The sequence below is a fragment of the Rhizobium sp. CG4 genome, from assembly GCF_023701965.1.
Taxonomy (GTDB): Bacteria; Pseudomonadota; Alphaproteobacteria; order Rhizobiales; family Rhizobiaceae; genus Agrobacterium.
This window is the reverse complement of the sequence record NZ_JABAEG010000001.1, coordinates 595,531-614,526: the sequence shown is the minus strand read 5'-3', so window position 1 is coordinate 614,526 and position 18,996 is coordinate 595,531. Positions and strand designations below refer to the sequence as shown.

Genomic DNA, 18,996 nt, shown 5'->3' with positions numbered 1-18,996 from the left:
TTCCTCTTGGAGCTTTTTTACAGGCCCAACATGCGGCGGTTTGCGGCGTCATCGGTGCCGCTGGCAGCAAAGTCGTCGAATGCCTTTTCAGTGACGCGGATGATATGGGCTTTGACGAATTCTGCGCCTTCGCGGGCACCATCTTCGGGATGTTTGAGTGCGCATTCCCACTCGACCACGGCCCAGCCATCAAAATCATTAGCAGCCATTTTGGAAAACACTGCGCCGAAGTCCACCTGTCCGTCGCCCAGCGAACGAAAACGTCCGGCACGATTTACCCAGCCCTGATAACCGCCATAAACGCCCTGTCGGCCGGTCGGGTTGAACTCCGCATCCTTGACGTGGAACATCTTGATGCGGTCTTTGTAGATATCGATGTTGTCGAGATAATCGAGGCACTGCAGCACATAGTGCGAGGGGTCGTAGAGCATGTTGGCGCGAGGGTGGTTTTTCACCCGCTCCAGGAATATTTCAAATGTTACACCGTCATGCAGGTCTTCGCCGGGGTGGATCTCATAGGCGATATCGACACCCTGTTCATCGGCGTAGTTGAGAATTGGTGTCCAGCGTTTTGCCAGCTCGTCAAAGGCGGCTTCGACCAGGCCGGCCGGTCGTTGTGGCCATGGATAGACAAAAGGCCAGGCTAGCGCCCCTGAAAATGTTGCATGGGCCTTGATACCCATATTGCGGGAGGCTTTCAGGGCCATCTTGACCTGTTCTACCGCCCATTGCTGGCGCGCCTTTGGATTGCCGCGCACTTCCGGCACTGCAAAACCGTCAAACGCTTCATCATAGGCCGGGTGAACGGCGACCAACTGTCCCTGCAAGTGGGTGGAAAGCTCCGTTACTTCGATGCCATTCTGGCGGGCGACACCGGCAAATTCATCGCAATAGTCTTTCGATTCTGAGGCTTTTTTCAGATCGATCAGCTGGCTTGCCCATGTCGGCACCTGCACGCCGATGTACCCTTTTTCGGCTGCCCATTTTGTAATGCCGTCCCAGGTGTTGAACGGGGCGGTATCGCCCGCGAACTGGCCCAGAAACAAGGCAGGTCCTTTGATCGTCTTCATAAATACCCTCCATTATCGAACATACAAAAACATAGGAATGGGGTGAATGCGCCCGCAGGCGGGCGCATTGCAGGTGGCGATATCAGAACGGGGAATCCGGGAAGTAGAACTGCTCGGCATTGTCCTTGGTGATCAGGGTTGCGTCGAGAATGTATTCGCCGCTAACCGGAACCTGATCGTAGAAATGCGCGGCGGTCAGCTGCATGGCTGTTGCGACCATTGCAGGTGGGTAAAGCACGTCAACCGGTACGAGCTTGTCGCCATCCATGACGCGCTTGATCATGTCCTTCGAGCCGGCACCTGCGACCACGTATTGAATGTCGGTGCGTTTTGCCTGCTGGATGGCTTCGAGCACACCAACCGCCATGTCGTCATCCTGACACCAGACCACGTCGATCTTCTTGTACTTGGTCAGGTAGTCCTGCATGACGCGGAAGGCATCGTCGCGGTTCCAGTTGCCGTACTGACGGTCGAGAACCTTGACGTTGGAACCGGCAATACCCTTGTCAAAGCCATCCTGACGCTGCTGGTCAATAGGGATTGGCATGCCTCTGATAACCACAACTTCGGCGTCAGGGGTTGTTGCCTTGATGTATTCACCGGCCACCTGGCCAAGTGCAGGGTTGTTACCGGCCACGTAGAGATCGCGGATGGTGTTGTCGTTGACACTTGGTGCGCGGTCAACCAAGGCAACAAAGGTTTTCTTGTCCTTGATTTCCTTGATGGCGTTTGTCAGCGGATCCGGGTCGGTTGGCAGAACAACCAGCGCGTCCAGTCCCTGTACGGAAAGGTCTTGCAGGGCGTTGGCCTGGCTGGCTGGGTCAGCGGAGGTCTTTACGATGACGTTGAGACCAGGGTGTTCCTGCATCAGCAGCTTGGCGACACGTTCTGCATGATACACCACACCGGCTGTCCAGCCGTGGTCGGCTGCCGGAATGGAAACGCCGATGGTGACTTTTTTGTCCTGAGCATGCACGGATCCAGCAAATGATGCCGCCAGTGCTGCAAACGCGATGCCTAATATTTTTGTTCGCATGATCTTTCTCCCAAAAGATTGCGGGGCACGTCTCCTCCTCAACCAGGCTCGCCCCAACGGCCCGGCCAATCCTGTCTACTTGCGGGTCAAGGATCGCTGGACCAGCATGGCAATAATAATGATGGCCCCCTGAATGGCCCCAATCAGATATTCGCTGACGAAGTTGGACAGCAGCATGATGTTGCCGACGATTTCGAGGATGAAAGCGCCACAAACTGTGCCCCATATGCGACCGACACCGCCACGTAGCGCCGTGCCACCCACGACCACGGCAGTAATGGCCTGCAATTCCCACAACATGCCCGTTGTTGCAGAGGTCGAGCCAAGACGTGGCACGTAAAGAAGTACCGCAACTGCGACGCACAGACCCTGCACGACATAAGCAATGGTGCGAACCCGGTTGACGGAAATACCGGAGTAACGGGCGACGTCTTCACTGGAGCCAACAGCAATGACATGGCGGCCATAACGGGTGCGGTAGAGCACGAATGCGGCGATCGCAGCGGTGATGAAAATGACCAGAACGGGAACCGGAACGCCAAACACCGTGCCGAAATAGACCGGGCGGTACATGGCCTGAATTTCCGAGTTGCGCAGGGTGATTGCGCCACCTTGCGACAGCCATGTCGTCAAACCGCGATAGATGCCCATCGTACCAAGTGTTGCGATGAACGGCTCAATGCGCCCGATCGTTGTGATGAGACCATTGGCAAGGCCACACATCGCGCCAATGACCAGCGCCAGCAACATGGCTGTCAGCAACATCCATGTCGGATCGACTATTGTGCCGCTATTGATGAACAGGATCATCAGGCTGGCGACAAAGGCCACCATGGATCCGACGGAAAGATCAAGCCCACCAGCCGAAATCACATAGGTTGCGCCAAGTGCTATAATCGCGATGAAGGCGCTGCGGGTGATGACGTTGAGCAGGTTGTCGATGCCGATGAAGTTGGGGTTGGCAATGGTGCCGAGCACCAGCAAAAGCGCCAGCGCGACAAAGGGCGCGACAGCGCGTAAATCCCAGTCTTTCGAGGTTTTGGGTGCCTTGGTTTTTTCGGCAGCGGCGTCTGTCATTCAATCCCCCTTAAGCAACTTTTTCAGAGCTGACGCCTGTTGCCAGCACAACGATTTCATGTTCCGTCATTGCATCGCCTGTCACTTCACCTGCGATGTGGCCGGAGCGCATGACAACGATGCGGTCGCAGATGCCGATCAGCTCCGGCATTTCCGATGAAACGACGATCACCGATTTTCCCTGTTCGGCCAGCCCGACGATGAAGCGGTAGATCTGTTCCTTTGTGCCGATGTCGATGCCGCGTGTCGGCTCATCGATGATGACGATGGATGGATTGAGCATCATCATTTTTGCCAGCAACAGTTTTTGCTGGTTGCCGCCGGAAAGCTGACCTGCCAGTAAATCCTTGCGGCCCGTCCGGATATCGAAGTCACGGATAGCGTCGTCCAATGCTTGCCGTTCCTTGCGGGCATCAATCTGCAGGCCGCTGACGAAATGTCTGAGTGAGGCGAGGGTAAGGTTGATGCGCAGGTCCTTACCGAGCAGCAAGCCTTTGCCCTTGCGATCTTCACTTAGGTAAACAATGCCTGCTTTCAGGCTTTCCTTTGCGTCACGAAAGCGTGCCGGGTTGCCATTATGCCGGATAGTGCCGCTTGCAAGTCGCAGACCAACAACACCCTCCATCAGTTCTGTACGGCCCGCGCCTACCAGCCCGGCAAAGCCGAGAATTTCACCCTTTTGCAGTTTGAAACTGGCGTCGGTGACGTAGCCCGGTACGGTAAAGTTATCGACTTCCAGCACTGGTTCCCGTGCGGCCGCTGTTTTGCGATCCGGATAGAGCTTGGAAACATCGCGCCCCACCATCAGTCGAGCCATATCTGCCGGGTTGAGTGACGCGGCGTCATGGGTGCCGATCAGGCGACCGTCACGCAGGACGGTGACGCGATCCGCAATCTCCTTCACCTCCGGCAAGCGGTGCGAAATATAGAGAACGGCGACACCCTTGGCCTTGATGTCACGGATGACAGCCAGCAGTGCATCGGTTTCGACAGGGGAGAGCGATGCGGTTGGCTCATCGAAAATAACCATACGGTGCGGCACCAGAAGAACCCGGGCGATCTGCACCAACTGCCTTTGGGCAATCGACAGACGACCGACGATGGCATCTGGATCGATAACTGCGCCAAGATCACGGATCGCCTTGGCAGCACCTTCGCGCATGGCGGTATCATCAACGATCGGGCCACGGGTCAACTCGCGGCCAAGGTAGATATTCTGTGCAACGGTCAAATCCGGTGCCAGCAGGATTTCCTGATGGACCAGCACGATGCCGTGGTTTTCAGCATCCACAGGGCCGGCGAATGTAACCGGTTTCTTGTCAATGCGCAGTTCGCCGTTTGTAGGGCGTTCATTTCCGGCGAACAACTTCATCAATGTCGATTTGCCAGCGCCATTCTCGCCAATGATGGCGTGAACCTCCCCAGCATAAACCTGAAGATTGATGTCGTGCAGAACCTGTACGGGGCCGAAAGACTTGTTGAGTGAGGCGGCTTCGAGAATCAAAGACGCGGGATCTCTGCCCTGCGCCGTCATAGGGTGCTTACCGCGGGCTGCATGTCTGATAAGGCCGCCAGCAACAAGCTGTGCGTCCACCGGTTTTCTGGCTGCACGTGAACTCCTCCCAAAGCTCCGGCTCGGTGGCATTTTTCATGCTCACCATGACCTTATGTAAGGCTAGCCTTCATTGTGAGGTACGTAAAGCAAATTCGTTCGAATAACGCTTTTCGTGAACATCAAAAGAGCGAAGTCCTGTCAAACTTCGCTCTTTGAGTGTTTTAGTAATCTGCGCCGGAGGCCGCAGCTCTGGCGCTGCGGGCGTTGGCAAGACCCAATACGGCATCGCGGTTGCCGGTTGCAGCGACGCTTTCGAATATCTGGATCGCGTCGGCGTAACGTTTCATGTTGAGGTAGGAATACCCCCTGATGACCATAAGGTCGGTACGTTCCGTGGCAAAACGCGACCGTTGATCCAGCATGATTAGCGCTTCAGGGTAACGGCCGTTGCGATAGGCCGCCAGCGCGCGATCAGTCAGGATTGCGACTTGCAATTCCGTCGCCTTGCCCTTGTCCATGCCGCCCTTGGCAGCCGAGACAGCGGCATTGTCGGTTAGGCCCATGCGCAGGTAAGCAAGGCTTTGGCCGTAAGCGGCGTCACTGCGAATATTGGACTGGTCGCTGCGCAGGGCAGATTCAAAGGCTTTAAGTGCCTCAGCGGGTCGGTTGGCTTCCATCAGGCACCAACCCTGTTGCAAGGCAGTTTGCGATGACAGATTTTGCGGACGGCTGGTGAGGTTGCAGCCACGCTGTTGCGGGGATCCACCTCGATCGGCGGCAACGGCGCGGGGTTGTCTAGGGACAATTGCCGCGGCTGGTCGCGTGTCAACAGGCGCCTGCGCGGCAGGTGCCGTGGAATATGCTTGGGTATAGACCGTCCGCGGCGCGGTATTGACCGCCTGAACCTGACCAAGCTGGGCAATGCGCTCTGAGCGACCTGCCCATTCCTGTTGAATGCGACGGGTTTCTGGCAGATTGGCAAGTTCGTAGTTGGTCAATGCCAGACCATAGGCAGATGGTTCGTCATCAGCCTTCCAACCGAGGGCTGTTGTAAACCACTGAATGGCGAGTTGTGGTTGCTGGAAAGCGCGGGCATACCAACCAAATTCCTGGGCGGTTGCCGGGTCTTTCGCCTTGACGGTTTCCTCGCCAATGCGTTTCAGAACCTCGGCATCCAAGGGAACAGGCGGTTCAAGCGCCAGCAGGTTGGCGGTTGCTGCCAGATAGGTCTTGTGAGCATCGTCAGATGCATCACGCCACTCATACATGATCTCCTCGGCTTCCTGCGGTTTGTCACGTGCAAGAAGAGCAAGTGCCAGACCCTGAGAGGCTGATGCCGAATTTTCCTTGTCGTGTGCTTTGCGGAACCATTTTTCTGCGTCGGTGACGTTTTCCCGCATAATGTAGTACCAGCCAAGCAACAGATCGTCGCTGGCCAGCCCATCGGTTTCCGCAAGACGTTCCAAGCGACTTACATAGGTCGGAGCGACGGTGAGTTTTACGTCCGTGCCGCCATTGGCGACAAACTGGCGGGCAAGGTCATTCTTGACCGGTTCGAATTCGAGTGTTCCGTCTGCCTTGGTTTTTTCCTGCGCCAGCAACTCCTCGGTCATGGCGGGCGGCAGCAAAGCGGCGGCCTTCTGCACCGTTGCCAGTCGTTCATTTTCCTGCGTGCAATTGGTCAACACATACATGTAGGCATCGCGGGCGCGATTATCGCGATTGGTTTGAGCGAAGGCTTCGGCAACGCGCCACAACGTATCGACCTCGCTGCATGTCAAAAGGCCGGAGTTGGCAGCCGCCACCTCAATTACTGTCGCATATTGTTTGAGGTTGGATGCATTGACGAGTTTGATGCGGGCCTCTGCCATGTCGAGCATTTCGAGCAGGTTGGCCGGAGGCTGCCAACCGGCCTCAGCCTGCTGACGGTCGACAATTGCCTTGCGAACTTCCGCGTAACGCGACTCGGAATACAGCTTCCACATGTTTTCAAGTTGTGCATCGCCGACCGGCGGTACAGCAAGCGGATTTTCCGGTGGAACCCAGTTGGGATAAAGCGACTTCAGTCGGGCAATTTCGGCGCTCAGGCGGGCCGTGTCCCCCTGCGTTGCAAAATAACGCAATGCGCTTTCGTCCACCTGCGGCACAGTAGTGGCTGCTGGCTGTTCGGCGGTGTTGGTCTGCGGGGTACGCACTTGTGCGGTTTGCTGCGCTGGCAGATCATTTGACAGCTGTGCCACTTCAATGGGTCTCTGGCTGTTGTCAGGCACGCTGTAGGGCGCAGGTGCTGCAGACGGTGTTGGCTGCAACGCCAGCAGCCCGCTTTGCGCGGGCTTGCCATGTACGCCTGTCACTTGGCCCATGATTTCGCTTCGCCATTCGACGGCGACAAAACCGACTGCGGCCAGAAGAGCGGTGGATACGAGAAGCGGTGTGGTTTTCATAGGCACTCCCGATGTGTCTGCGTCGCTGCGGACAGGGCCAGCAGGTGCAGGGTCGAGGGGTAATAGAGGGTTGGACTGAAGCTGCGCAGATCTTCGGGGATCTTGGTGCCATTGGCTGCACAGGCAGCAATGGCCGCAACCATACGGTAACCGGGGTCGGACAACGTGTCCTTCACCGCATTCTGCCTGAGATCAATCGTTGCAATATTGCCATTGTCTGCACTCATGCCGGTCAGCAGCCGGTTATAAAGGGCGGCAGTACCTGCCTTTGCCTGCGCGAGATAAAGCGGAATACGAACGGCATTGTAACCGAACTCAGGGGCAAAACCTTCGGCCGGTTGTGGCCTACGCTTCATGGACACCCAGTCGGCAGGCAATTTGCGATCACCGAAAGAGAAGCTGTCGAGCAGCGCAACGCCATCATTTGTCAATGCCTGCCACACTGGCGAGGGCGAGAGGGCATCAAACACCGGAAAAGCTTCGAAAATCAGATAGGACGGATTGATAACCGGTCCATCAGCGCGCTCGCTGGATGAGAACCCCTCGACGGCCGGCAGAAGCAATGTGCGCCCCGCGTTTTGGATCACAGCCTTTTGTGCGATCGTATCGATGATGGTGCGTGCGGTCTGCTGGTAGTCCGAGCGGTTCCACTGTTGTGCCGCCAGAGCCAGCGCGTAGGCAATCAGGATATCGCCGTCAGTCGCATTGTTTATGTCGGTAATATGCGGGTTTGCCTGAGGGTCCCATTTCCAGGCGGCCAAACCATCATTGCGTACCAGCAGCTCGGTTTTGGTGAAGGACCAGATCAGTTCAAAATCCGCTGGGTTATCAGCCAATACAGACAACCACATGCCATAACCCTGGCCCTCACTGTGACTGATGTTGCCATTGCCGGTATCAATGATCCGACCGCTGTTGTCCAGAAACGCAGTCTTGTAGGCGCTCCATGCCGGTGCATCGATTGTTGCGGCAAAGGATTTGGCGGGAAGGGCGGCCATCAGGGCAAATCCGGCGATACGTAATGCGCGCAAGATAGAGGGCGTCATTTGCGTCTCCCCATCATGCGCAGCATGGCCGTGGTGATCACACCCAAAAGGCAGAGAAAACCAACAAAGGCCAGCGAATAGGAAAGGACATTGGTGGAAAGCCAGTTGGCAGCAATCAAACGCCAGTTTGATAACGAGAATTCGCGTGTCACATAAAAACGTGGCTGCTGCACCGGAATGCTCTGCACCGTGTCGGTTGCGGCATCATAGGTGGTGACGCGGCCTGCTACCTTGCGCCAGCGGGTTTCCTCGGAAATGGCGGCCATGCCGGTGCGCAAATCACTGGAGTTTGGTGCTGTCGCCATGGTCCACACACCGCCACCGGACGGGCTCAAGCCTTGAGCCAGCATGAATGAGACATTGGCTGGCGGAGAATAGGATTCTTCCGCAGACGGTAGGAAGCGTAGCGTATCCGGACTGATGTCAAAGTTGCGCTTCATCCATTCCTCGAAGGAGGAGATCTGACCTTGCCATTTGCCGTTGTTAACCTTGCGACGCCAGTCATCAAACATCACTTCGGTATTGTCGCCATTCTGGTTGGCGCCTTGGCCTCCTAGCCAGGAAACCTGGCTTGACGGTGTGATGTTGAATTGTGCAAGCAATGCCTGCTGCATTTGGGAGACGGTGCCAACGAAAATTGCATCTCGGTCGCCAACTGCCGAGGCCGAGGCCACAGTTTCAACGGGAATAGGGTGCCCGGCGGACATGGCGAGGCGGCTGACCAGCGTTGCTGCGGTCGACAGACTTTCGCTATCGGCGCGGTCCAGAGAAATTGCTACCGGGCTATTGTCTGCGCGGTAAGGCTGGCCGACGCCACTGGTAGCAGCGAGATCAGGTTTTTTGCCAAGAAGGGCGAAGTTCGGCATGTAAAATTCGGACGTGTCGAACAACGCAAATCTCGGCGTTTCGCTGGCCGTAGCACCGGGCAGGCAGGCCTTGTCCGCCTCGGTCAACAACACTGCTTCCATAGAAATGGCGTTGGCGCCGGGGACAAAATGACGTAGCGTCAGATTGATAGGTAAATGACGGAATATACCGCCGCCATTGTTTGAGATCGGTACCGTGGACGCAATATTGCCGTTGACGTAGATGTTGATCTGGCTGCCCGGCAGTACTTCATCCGAATAGGCGGCGTCGAGCAGCAAGGTTGCTTCGCCATACGCATCTGCAAAGAAGTCTGAGGGAACGCCGATCATGAAGTCGGTCTGGAAACGTCGTCCGGAAAACTCGCTGCTTTGAATGCCAAGTTCTGAAAAGGCAATGCGCCGATCACTCATTACCAATGGCGTATCGGGCCCGTGCCATGCCTTGGTGTAAAGCGTGCTTCTGACCGATCCGGCAGGGCGTTCCATGGCCGTGAACAGCGTGTCGATTGCCGATTGGACTGCCTGTGGTGTCGGCCCGGTGACAAGCAGAGGCGCATAGGCGCGGTTGGCATCCATTTCGAAACCGGAATACGCCGCAGCCAGGGCTTCTGGCGGCAGTTCGCCAGCCAATGGTGCAATTTCGCGTGTGGTGCCCACAACAACGGTCAAGGCGCCGGGAGGCTGTGTCGCGGGCATTTCTGTTGTCACAACCACATTCTGGTTCGGCATTTGGGTGCGCAATGCAAGAGCCTGTGACAGGCGCAGCAACTGGTCGGAAAATGCCGGGTTGGACAGTGTCGGCGCCACGATGATGATCGTGGTTACGCCGGAAGCATCGAGGCCCGTTGCGCTGATGTCATCGATACTTTGTATGCGATTGGCGACATCGGCTCCGAAGTTGATGTGGGTCTCAGCGGGGTTGATGTCTGTCCACAGATCATAGGTCGATTGTGCGGTGCAGTCAGTGCGGTGCCGCTGCTGTGCCGCGAAGGCGATGACATTGGCTCCCGCCTGCAAGGTGCCGGGAGGAATTGGCATCGAGGCGCTGCCTTCCCCATCCGGCGAAGAAATTGGGCTGGGTGGCAGCATGGTGTTGTTGATGCGGACGCTCAGGTTAGAGCTTTCAGGCGCCACCACGATCGAGTTCTGGTAACCGATCCGCAGGGATGTCGCCGTCTGTGCCTGTTCCGGCGTCAGATAGATTGTCCATTGCTTGCGTTCGGTCTCGCCGGAAAGGCTAAGACTTTTAAACGGCAACAGAAAACGTTTGCGGTCATCAACAGCTGCTGCAGTTGAAGGTCTCGCCGGTGCCTGCGGCGTTGCCTGATTGCTGGCCGGTTGTTGTACCGGAGTTGGCGCGGCGGGTGCGGGCTGCTGATATGTGGGCTGCGGTGCAACCGGTGGCCGGACAGGCGGTGTTGATACCTGTGGTGTTGCAGGTGGAGCGACAGGTGGCACAGCCGGAGTAGGAGCGCGTGGCGGAGTAACCGCTGGTGGTGCGGCAGCTGGCGGGTTGGTTGGACGCTCGCCGGTCATGTCAAACGGGTTTGACTGCGCATAGGCAAATGTCGAAACGGATGCCAGCAGAAGTGCGGAAACAAGACGTTGTTTCATTGTTTGCCACCCTTCGCACCGGCTGCCGGTGCTTGTGGTTCACCCCGCATGCCGCGGAACAGGTAATAGAGCCCGCGGTTGGTCTGATAGAGAGCAATGGTCATGAACGACAAGGTGCCGCGGATCAGGCCTGGATTGGACCGCCTTGCACGCTGGAAAGCCGTCCACTGTTCGGAGTTGGCGAAAATCAGATCAGCGATCAGGCGGTGGTCCTGTGCCTGCTGAGGCGCAAAGGTGGCACCGATCGATGTGTAACCGTCGTTTTTGGTGGTGCGCACAACATTGATGGTCATGGTCGTTGGCACGCCATCGGCATAGGGCTTGATACGGATGATAGCCGTTGAGTTCTTTTCGACCGTTGGCGGGTTGCGATCAAAGATGTTGATCAGCAGACCATGAACCGAAACGTTGTCGATGATAGCCGGGTGCCATACATCGCTGTCGCCAATTTGCAGGTCACACCGACGTTTGACTGTGATGCGACGCGAAGCCGAACGTTCACCGCGCTCGGAGACAACGCCAAGTGCGCAGCCGGCAAAAATGAGGTTGAGCAGGTTCCAGCCACCCACCACCAGCGTGACGTCGGCCTTGTAGGGCTCGGCATAGATACGATAGATCGCAAAGGCCATGGCCACCAGCAGTACGCCAAAGATGACGAAGAACGGTCGACTGATTTCCGACAGGCGGCTTTGTTTGATGGACTCGTCCTTGGCCGTCACCTTGAAGGTAGGTTTGCTCGGATTGAAGATCACCGAAACCACGGCTGGCAGCAGATGGACGGTCTGCACATATTCATAGAGTTCGGAAATCCACGGCCATCTGAAATTGCCGTAGAGATAGTTCTGCATCATCAGGTTCACCAGCATGTAGGCTGCGGTGTAGGCGAGGAACTCGCCACCCGATGCGACAAAGATCTGCAGGTCGAAAAACAGGTAGAACAGCGGCGCGAACAGGAAGATCGTGCGCGGGAATGGGAACAGCCAGAACAGCGTTGACGACATATAGCACAGGCGCTGGGTGAGGCTGAGGCCGCGGCGGAACAGTGGTTGACGGAAGATCAGGATCTGCATCATGCCCTGTGCCCAGCGGCTGCGCTGGCCAATGAAGCTGGCAAAGGTAGCTGGCTGCAAGCCGGCAATCAGCGGCTTGTCGACATAGATACTGTTCCAGCCGCGCGAATGCAGGGCAAGAGCGGTTTCGCAGTCTTCGGTAATGCTGACACCGCTGAAGCCATCGGTATCGGCAAGGGCGGTGCGGCGAAGGACAGCTGCCGATCCACAGAAGAATGCGCCGTTCCATTTATCCAGACCACGCTGGATAATGCCGTAAAACATCTCGTTTTCACTTGGCATTGTCTCGAACGTATTGAGGTTACGTTCAATCGGGTCCGGATTGATGAAGAAGTGTGGTGTCTGCACCAGAAACAGCTTCGGGTCACTTTCGAAATAACCAACGGTTTCGCGCAGGAAGTCACGGGCAGGCGCGTGGTCGGCGTCGAACACCGTCACCAGTTCGCCGGTCGAATGAGCAAGGCCGTTGTTGAGGTTACCTGCCTTGGCGTGTTCGTTGCGGGCACGGGTCAGGTAACGCACATCGAGATCGGCGCATAATTTCTGCAATTCCTCGTGACGGCGCAAGGCTGCCTGTGCATCTGGAATGTTGTTGGAGTTACGCTTCTGTTCGGTACCGCCGTCATCCAGCAGCCAGACGGTAAACTTGTCGGCCGGGTAGTCCATGTTGCGGGCTGCGGCCAGCGTATTGGCCAGCAACTCGGAATCCTCATTGTAGGTTGGAACGAACACATCTACCGTTGGGAGATAGTCTTCCGAACCGGGTCTCGATGTGCGCGACGGCAATGGCATCGAAACGATGACAAGGCTGAGGCCGAGCATCAGCACGCTGTACATTTCTGCGAGATAAAGCAGGAAGCCTGGAATGAAGTTTTCAAGTTGATTGACCGGAGGCAATGTGCTGGTGGTGCGCCAGTAGACATAACGCAGCACGATGGCCGTGCCGAAGGCAAGACCAATCAGCCGCCAACGGCCGGTCCCATCGAGCGTCTTGATCGTGCCAAGCAGTACGATGGAGATTGCCGTGGCAATAAGATGCGTTTGAAGGCTCACCGGCAAGGTAATGATGGTCAGTACGCAGACCGATGTCAGCAACCAGACTAGGATGGCAATGGCCTTACTCATCGGCGACCTTCTGTTTCGCATGCTCTTTTGAGCTTTTGTAATTATCGCCCACGCGGGCATTTCTTTACAAAACCTAAACGAAAAAGGTTAACGACATCCTTGCGTGCTGCCATTTGCTGACAGGCATCCTGGAGAAGGAATGACGACCGATTTCTCAGGCTTTACAGCCGTTTCCTGCGTTGTCGCCTGTGGCGATTGAGGCAGCGGTGACGGTATGGCGACATTTACTTTTGGCTGCGTTGCGACGGCCTGAGGTGCGGTAGTTACCACTGTCTGAGGCTGGTATGATATGTTGGCGGGTGCGGACACGCGACGAGGCGTTGGCGGCGGCAATGGCGCTTGCGAGCCCGGCTGCATCGGGAAGGATGTTCCAACGACAGGATAAATCGGGTTGCTGGAACGACCAATGCCGGCATCAGGTGCCTGCGGCGTGCCGTATGGGTTCCATGTCGGATTGGTGTAGTTGCCAGTGATCGTGAAATTATACATCAGTGACAGCAGTTCCTGCACGGTTGCCGATGGCTGGCAAAGGCGTGCACGAACGTTGATTTTGCCAAGGTTACGCAATCCCTGGCGCATGTCCTGCTTGGAGCGAATTTCCTGCCAACCATAAAGACATAGATCGCTGCCCTGTCCGTTGCCCACGGCATAGGAAAATGCGCCGTAGCTGTTTTGCAGATATTCTTGCGACATCGAAATGCGCTTGCCGGGAAACTCGCGACGGATTTCACGTGCAATCTGGCTAGCCCGTGTCCCTTCAAAGCCAAGACCGTCTGTTACGGTGGTGCCCTGCCTTTGCGGTCCGAACAGCTCGATCTTCAGATAATTCTGGCCCGGTGTGGTGCCTTCGGAGCGCAGCAGGACACCCTGCTTCATGGCATTGGAATAATTGTAGTTAATCACGGCCATGATTTCAGGTCCGCCAGGCGGAGGGAAAATCATTGCCTGTTCGGCTGCCACCATTTGCGGTGCGCCAGATGTCTGGATGCCGCCCTTATCCGTGCAGCCTGAGAGGATGCCAAGAAATAGCGGAATCGACCCGAAAACAAGGGTTTTCGAGAGAGTAACTGTCGCCGAATCTTGCGTTCTGGAGAGGCCGCGAGGGACCCGAATCAGTTGTGACCAGACCATGCCTATGGAATAGGGGAGGAGCCTGATTTAGCAATCTGAAAATTAACCCGTGAGCGATGTTTTTCATCTTTTGTTCATACATTTTTTAAGATCTGGCGAATTTTGTTAAGCGATTGTTAACCCTTCCCATTTTCAGCCATGTGAACAACCCCCGAAATTAAGAAGTCTGAAACAATTGGATGTGAATTTCCTCACATCCGCAGCAGGTTTGGCTTGGTCGTTCATTAAGAGCAATCAGCTGAGTGGCATGATGCCGAACTGCTGTGCTCCGGTAGGATATTATCAGTCCGGTATGTCCCCATAACCAGTATTTCGTAAAAACAGGGACAAAAAAATTATGGCTAGCATTCTGACCAACGTTTCCGCGATGTCCGCTTTGCAGACGCTGCGCTCGATCAACAGCAACCTCGAGAAGACCCAGAACAACATTTCTACGGGTCAGCGCGTTTCACAAGCGTCCGACAACGCCGCTTACTGGTCAATCGCAACTACCATGCGTTCTGACAACGGTGCGCTTTCGGCTGTTCAGGACGCTATCGGTCTTGGCGCCGCCAAGGTTGATACCGCCTACTCCGGTATGGAATCCGCAATTGAAGTTGTGAAAGAAATCAAGAAGAAGCTCGTTACGGCCCAGGAAGGTTCCGTAGACAGCAAGAAGGTTCAGGAAGAAATCACGCAGCTGCAGGAACAGCTGAAGTCGATTGCTGAATCTGCTTCCTTCTCTGGCGAAAACATGATCGCTGGTTCGGGCACGCAGTCTGTTATCTCGGGTTTTGTTCGTGACAGCAGCGGCGGCGTTTCCGTGAAGAAGACCGACTATGTCATGAAGTCCACCGGCACCGATGCCAACGTTCTGTTCGGCACCAACACTGCCGGCGCTCTTGTCACGACAGCTGGTATTCTCGGTGCAACCAGCGGTGCGCTCGGGATTTCGGTCAATAACCTCGACGTTACAAACACTTCGACAGGTTATCTCGATCAGGCGTTGACAGCTATCGAAAGCGCGCTGACCAAGATGACAAGTGCTGGCGCTGAGCTCGGTTCCGTTTCTACCCGTATCGACATGCAGGAAGACTTCATCGCCAAGCTGAACGCTTCGCTTGAGCGTGGTATCGGCCGTCTGGTTGACGCGGACATGAACGAAGAGTCCACTCGTCTGAAGGCTCTGCAGACGCAGCAGCAGCTGGCCATCCAGTCGCTGTCGATTGCAAACTCGGACTCGCAGAACATCCTGTCGCTGTTCCGTTAATCGGACCACTCACTCTCTTATATATAAAGAGAAAAGCCGCGCTCTTCGGAGCGCGGCTTTTTCTTGTGTTGGTGTTCATGCAACCGATAAGGTACTTCAGTTTTTCATGGCGCCCGGGCCTGGCGTTGCACCCGCAGGTACTTTGCCCATGATGATCATGCCAAGCACCTCATCCTTGGTGACGTCCTGTGTGCGGGCATGGCCAACCACCTTGCCGTTCTTCATCACGAATACCCTGTCTGCCAGATCAAACACGTCATGAATGTCGTGGCTGATGAGGAAGATGCCGATACCCTGTTTTTTCAGTTCCTTGATGAGGTCGCCGACCTGAGCGGTTTCCTGAGGCCCAAGGGCTGCAGTTGGCTCATCCATAATGAGGATGCGTGCATCGAACAGAATGGCGCGGGCAATGGCGACAGACTGGCGCTGACCGCCCGAAAGCGCTTTCACAGGTTCCTTGAAACGGCGGAAGTTAGGGTTGAGGCGTCCCATGACTTCACGGGCAGATGCTTCCATCGCCACATCGTCCAGCGTGCCCCATTTGGTCTTCAACTCGCGGCCAAGATAAAGATTGGCGGCCGCATCGACGTTATCGGCGACAGCAAGTGTCTGGTAGATGGTTTCAATGCCGTATTTCTTGGCATCACGCGGATTGCGGATGTCTGCCGCTTCACCGTTGATGAGAATATCGCCCTGGTCGCGGCGGTAGGCGCCGGATAATATCTTGATAAGTGTCGATTTGCCCGCACCGTTGTGCCCAAGCAGGGCCACGACTTCACCGGGAAAAAGATCGACCGAGGCGTTTTCGACTGCGTGAATGCCGCCGAAGGATATGGAGATGTTTTTCATTTCCACGAGGGGAGAGGTTTGTTCCGTCATGTCGGAAGCTCCTAAATCTCTTACTTGGCGCGGGCGCGGTAAATGGTGTCGAGCCAGACGGCCACCACCAGAACGAAACCGACGACGATACGCTGGAACGGGGTGTCGATGCCGACCAGAACCATGCCGGATTGCAGCGACTGCATGACGAGCGCGCCGAGCATGGCTCCTGCGATCGTGCCCACACCACCAGCCAGCGAGGTCCCCCCGATAACGGCTGCTGCGATGGTGTAAAGCTCATCCAGCTCACCCTGGGCATTGGTGGCTGCATTGAGGCGTGCCGTGGAAATGGCGGCAGCAATGGCGCAAAGTGCTCCCATCAGCGCAAAAATCTTTACGGTGACCCAGCGCGTCTTGATGCCGGCGAGTTCAGCGGCTTCCGGGTTGCCACCGATGGCAAACACGTAACGGCCAAAACGAAGGCGCGTGGCGATGAAGGTCATGACTGCGCCCACGCACAGAGCCATCAGCACCGGAATGGCAATGCCATGGGCGATGAACAGCCCGCCGTCTGGCCACGCAATGCCATTGGCATCGGCATAGTTACGGGCAATGGCAACCGGCCATGGGTAGCTGTTGGCAACGGCAACCGCACCAATCACGATGGCGCAACCGAGTGCACCGAGGAAATATTCCGCCCAGACCGGGCGCAAGGGGAAACCGAAACGGCGTCGCTGGTGGCGTGAGTTGAGAATGGCGACAATGATTGCCACGCAGGCAAATGCCGCGACGATCCAGCTCCATGTCGCGCCGATCGACCCGTTTGTGCCGCCGCCCATCAGGCGGAATGTGCTGTCCATAGGAGCGACAGTGCGACCGCTGGTGATGAACCATGTGCCGCCGCGCCAGACCAGCAGGCCGCCAAGTGTGACGATGAAGGACGGTACATTCATGAAGGCGATGATGAGGCCATGCAGTGCGCCGATCGCAGCGCCGACAAGCAGGCCAATGCCGAGTGTGATGATCCAGGTCGCCGGATGTTCAAAGCCGAGAACCTTTGGCAGCAGTTCAGCCTGCATTACACCCATGATCATACCGGAGAAGCCGAGAATGGAGCCGACAGACAGGTCGATGTTGCGGGTAACGATAACGAGCACCATGCCCGTCGCCATCACGGCAACCGATGCCGTCTGAACCGAGAGGTTCCACAGGTTGCGCGGCGTCAGAAATAATCCGCCGGACAGGAAATGAAACCCGAGCCATATAAGAAGAAGAGCACCCACCATGCCGAGAAGACGGGTGTCGAGTTCCGTTGCCGCGATAAAGCGCGAAATTGAACTGCGACCTGCATCATTGGCGGGATGGGACGATTTTGATTGCGTGATGTCGGCCATTGGCTGCCGTTCCTCCTCACATCATGCTGATGTCTAAGCATTACCGGCTGAAACCGCTGCTCACTACGACCTGATAAAGGTCATTTCACTCCGAAGGCGCCGCGGAGCACATTGCTTCGCGGCGCTTTGGAAAGGATGGTGCCTATGCGATTATTCGCAGGCCTTGACCGAACCGGCCTTTACGCCCTGGCAAGCGGTTTCCTTCGGAATCCAGCCTGCTTCGATAACCACATTCAGATTGTCCTTGGTGATGGCAATCGGCTTGAGGAACACGGACTGCATGGCAACTTTCTTAGGTCCGCCTTCAAAGCTTGTTACGCCCTTGATTTCGGACATCTTCTTGCCACCGGCCAGTTCCAGCGCGATGTTGGCTGCTTCCTTGCCCAGTTCGCGGCTGTCCTTCCAGACAGACACGGTCTGTGTACCAAGAGCCACGCGGTTCAGGGCTGCAAAGTCGGCGTCCTGACCGGAGACCGGAACAGAACCTGCCATGCCCTGCGCTGCGAGCGCGGCAATCGCGCCACCAGCCGTACCGTCGTTGGATGCAACCACGGCGTCGACCTTGTTGTTGTTGGCGGTCAGGAACTGCTCCATGTTCTTCTGGGCATTTTCCGGCTTCCAGCCATCTGTATAGGCTTCACCGACATTCTTGATCTTGCCGCCGTCAATCGCTGCCTTCAGCACTTCCTGCTGGCCGGCAAACAGGAAGTCTGCGTTCGGGTCAGAAGACGAGCCCTTGATGAACACGTAATTGCCTTCCGGCTTGACCTTGAACACTTCCTGCGCCTGGAGACGACCAACTTCCTTGTTGTCGAAGGTGATGTAGAAGGCGTCCTTGTTTTCGATCAGACGGTCGTAACCAACAACCGGAATACCTTCAGCGACCGCTTTTTCAACGGCTGGGCCAATGGCATCGCTGTCCTGCGCCAGAACGATCAGGGCGTTGGCGCCTTGCGAGATCAGGGCTTCAACGTCGGTCAACTGCTTGGCAGCGGAAGACTGGGCGTCAGCGGAAATGTACTTGGCACCAGCGGCTTCAAGGGCTTTCTTGATGGCGGCTTCGTCAGTCTTCCAACGTTCTTCCTGGAAGTTGGACCAAGACACGCCAACAACGAGGTCCGCTGCCATGGCAGCGCCGTGCAGTGAAACGAGTAAAGCCGTTCCGGCCAATAACTTGGCAAATGATTTCATGATGTCCTCCCGGATGTGACAGGTAGCGTCCGCACCTCCATGCGTTTTCTACTGTCTGAAATTGCTGTCCGAGTATGCCCTATGCATTTTTTCTCGACAGTCGAGAAATTAAATGGCAGAGATTCCGAAAGCTGTCAACCAGACGTAGTGCTTCGCAATCTCGTCGGATCAGCCAAGGTTTCGGGAGGAGCCGGATAACACTTGTACTGTGAGGGCGCCGGGCTTATCTGGCGCTGGCGGCAGCGCTGTGTTGTTCGTTATGAGGGACGTATTTTGCCGCTTTCGGCCATATCCAGCACTGAACTGGTT

The 18,996-nt window shown here is 56.2% G+C and carries 13 protein-coding genes; 1 reads left to right on the top strand and 12 read right to left on the bottom strand.

Annotated features, from left to right (window positions below; genetic code table 11):
• Positions 1-17: 17 nt before the first annotated feature.
• The 9 genes from HGO37_RS02920 to bcsN all read right to left on the bottom strand — a co-directional run bounded on the left by HGO37_RS02920 (position 18) and on the right by bcsN (position 13,845).
• Positions 18-1,070: a sugar phosphate isomerase/epimerase family protein gene (locus tag HGO37_RS02920; protein WP_250982047.1), complete on the bottom strand. Its 1,053-nt coding sequence runs from the start codon at positions 1,068-1,070 to the stop codon at positions 18-20.
• 82 nt (positions 1,071-1,152) lie between these two features.
• Positions 1,153-2,106 (bottom strand): substrate-binding domain-containing protein, encoded by a 954-nt coding sequence (locus tag HGO37_RS02915; RefSeq protein ID WP_250982046.1) that lies wholly within the window; start codon positions 2,104-2,106, stop codon positions 1,153-1,155.
• Between the two features lie 75 nt (positions 2,107-2,181).
• On the bottom strand, positions 2,182-3,183 hold the full coding sequence (locus tag HGO37_RS02910; RefSeq protein WP_250982045.1) for an ABC transporter permease: 1,002 nt from the start codon (positions 3,181-3,183) through the stop codon (positions 2,182-2,184).
• A gap of 10 nt (positions 3,184-3,193) precedes the next feature.
• Positions 3,194-4,717, bottom strand: a complete 1,524-nt coding sequence (locus tag HGO37_RS02905) for a sugar ABC transporter ATP-binding protein (protein ID WP_250982403.1) — start codon at positions 4,715-4,717, stop codon at positions 3,194-3,196.
• A gap of 242 nt (positions 4,718-4,959) precedes the next feature.
• Positions 4,960-7,182 (bottom strand): tetratricopeptide repeat protein, encoded by a 2,223-nt coding sequence (locus HGO37_RS02900; RefSeq protein ID WP_250982044.1) that lies wholly within the window; start codon positions 7,180-7,182, stop codon positions 4,960-4,962.
• Positions 7,179-8,228: a family 8 glycosyl hydrolase gene (locus HGO37_RS02895; RefSeq protein ID WP_502941368.1), complete on the bottom strand. Its 1,050-nt coding sequence runs from the start codon at positions 8,226-8,228 to the stop codon at positions 7,179-7,181. Before HGO37_RS02895 ends, HGO37_RS02900 begins: the two co-directional genes overlap by 4 nt.
• Entirely contained in the window at positions 8,225-10,708 is a 2,484-nt protein-coding gene (locus HGO37_RS02890) for a cellulose biosynthesis cyclic di-GMP-binding regulatory protein BcsB (protein WP_250982043.1), read from the bottom strand. Before HGO37_RS02890 ends, HGO37_RS02895 begins: the two co-directional genes overlap by 4 nt.
• The gene (gene bcsA, locus HGO37_RS02885; RefSeq protein WP_250982042.1) at positions 10,705-12,903 is read right to left on the bottom strand and encodes a UDP-forming cellulose synthase catalytic subunit; all 2,199 of its coding nucleotides are present in this window, start codon (positions 12,901-12,903) and stop codon (positions 10,705-10,707) included. The genes HGO37_RS02890 and bcsA overlap by 4 nt, the downstream gene beginning before the upstream one ends.
• 87 nt (positions 12,904-12,990) lie before the next feature.
• Positions 12,991-13,845 carry a cellulose biosynthesis protein BcsN gene (gene bcsN / locus HGO37_RS02880; RefSeq protein WP_352230545.1) on the bottom strand — a complete coding sequence of 285 codons (855 nt, stop codon included), beginning with the start codon at positions 13,843-13,845 and terminating at the stop codon, positions 12,991-12,993.
• A 526-nt stretch (positions 13,846-14,371) separates the two neighbouring features.
• Between bcsN and HGO37_RS02875 the strand changes: the two genes are divergently transcribed.
• Positions 14,372-15,283 (top strand): flagellin N-terminal helical domain-containing protein, encoded by a 912-nt coding sequence (locus tag HGO37_RS02875; protein WP_192488304.1) that lies wholly within the window; start codon positions 14,372-14,374, stop codon positions 15,281-15,283.
• A gap of 96 nt (positions 15,284-15,379) precedes the next feature.
• Here HGO37_RS02875 and HGO37_RS02870 read toward each other — a convergent pair whose 3' ends face one another.
• The 3 genes from HGO37_RS02870 to xylF all read right to left on the bottom strand — a co-directional run bounded on the left by HGO37_RS02870 (position 15,380) and on the right by xylF (position 18,687).
• Positions 15,380-16,162 (bottom strand): ATP-binding cassette domain-containing protein, encoded by a 783-nt coding sequence (locus HGO37_RS02870; RefSeq protein WP_250982040.1) that lies wholly within the window; start codon positions 16,160-16,162, stop codon positions 15,380-15,382.
• Between the two features lie 20 nt (positions 16,163-16,182).
• Complete coding sequence (locus HGO37_RS02865) at positions 16,183-17,496, bottom strand: sugar ABC transporter permease (protein ID WP_250982039.1); 1,314 nt, start codon at positions 17,494-17,496, stop codon at positions 16,183-16,185.
• Between the two features lie 150 nt (positions 17,497-17,646).
• Positions 17,647-18,687 (bottom strand): D-xylose ABC transporter substrate-binding protein, encoded by a 1,041-nt coding sequence (xylF, locus tag HGO37_RS02860; protein WP_250982038.1) that lies wholly within the window; start codon positions 18,685-18,687, stop codon positions 17,647-17,649.
• Positions 18,688-18,996: the final 309 nt, after the last annotated feature.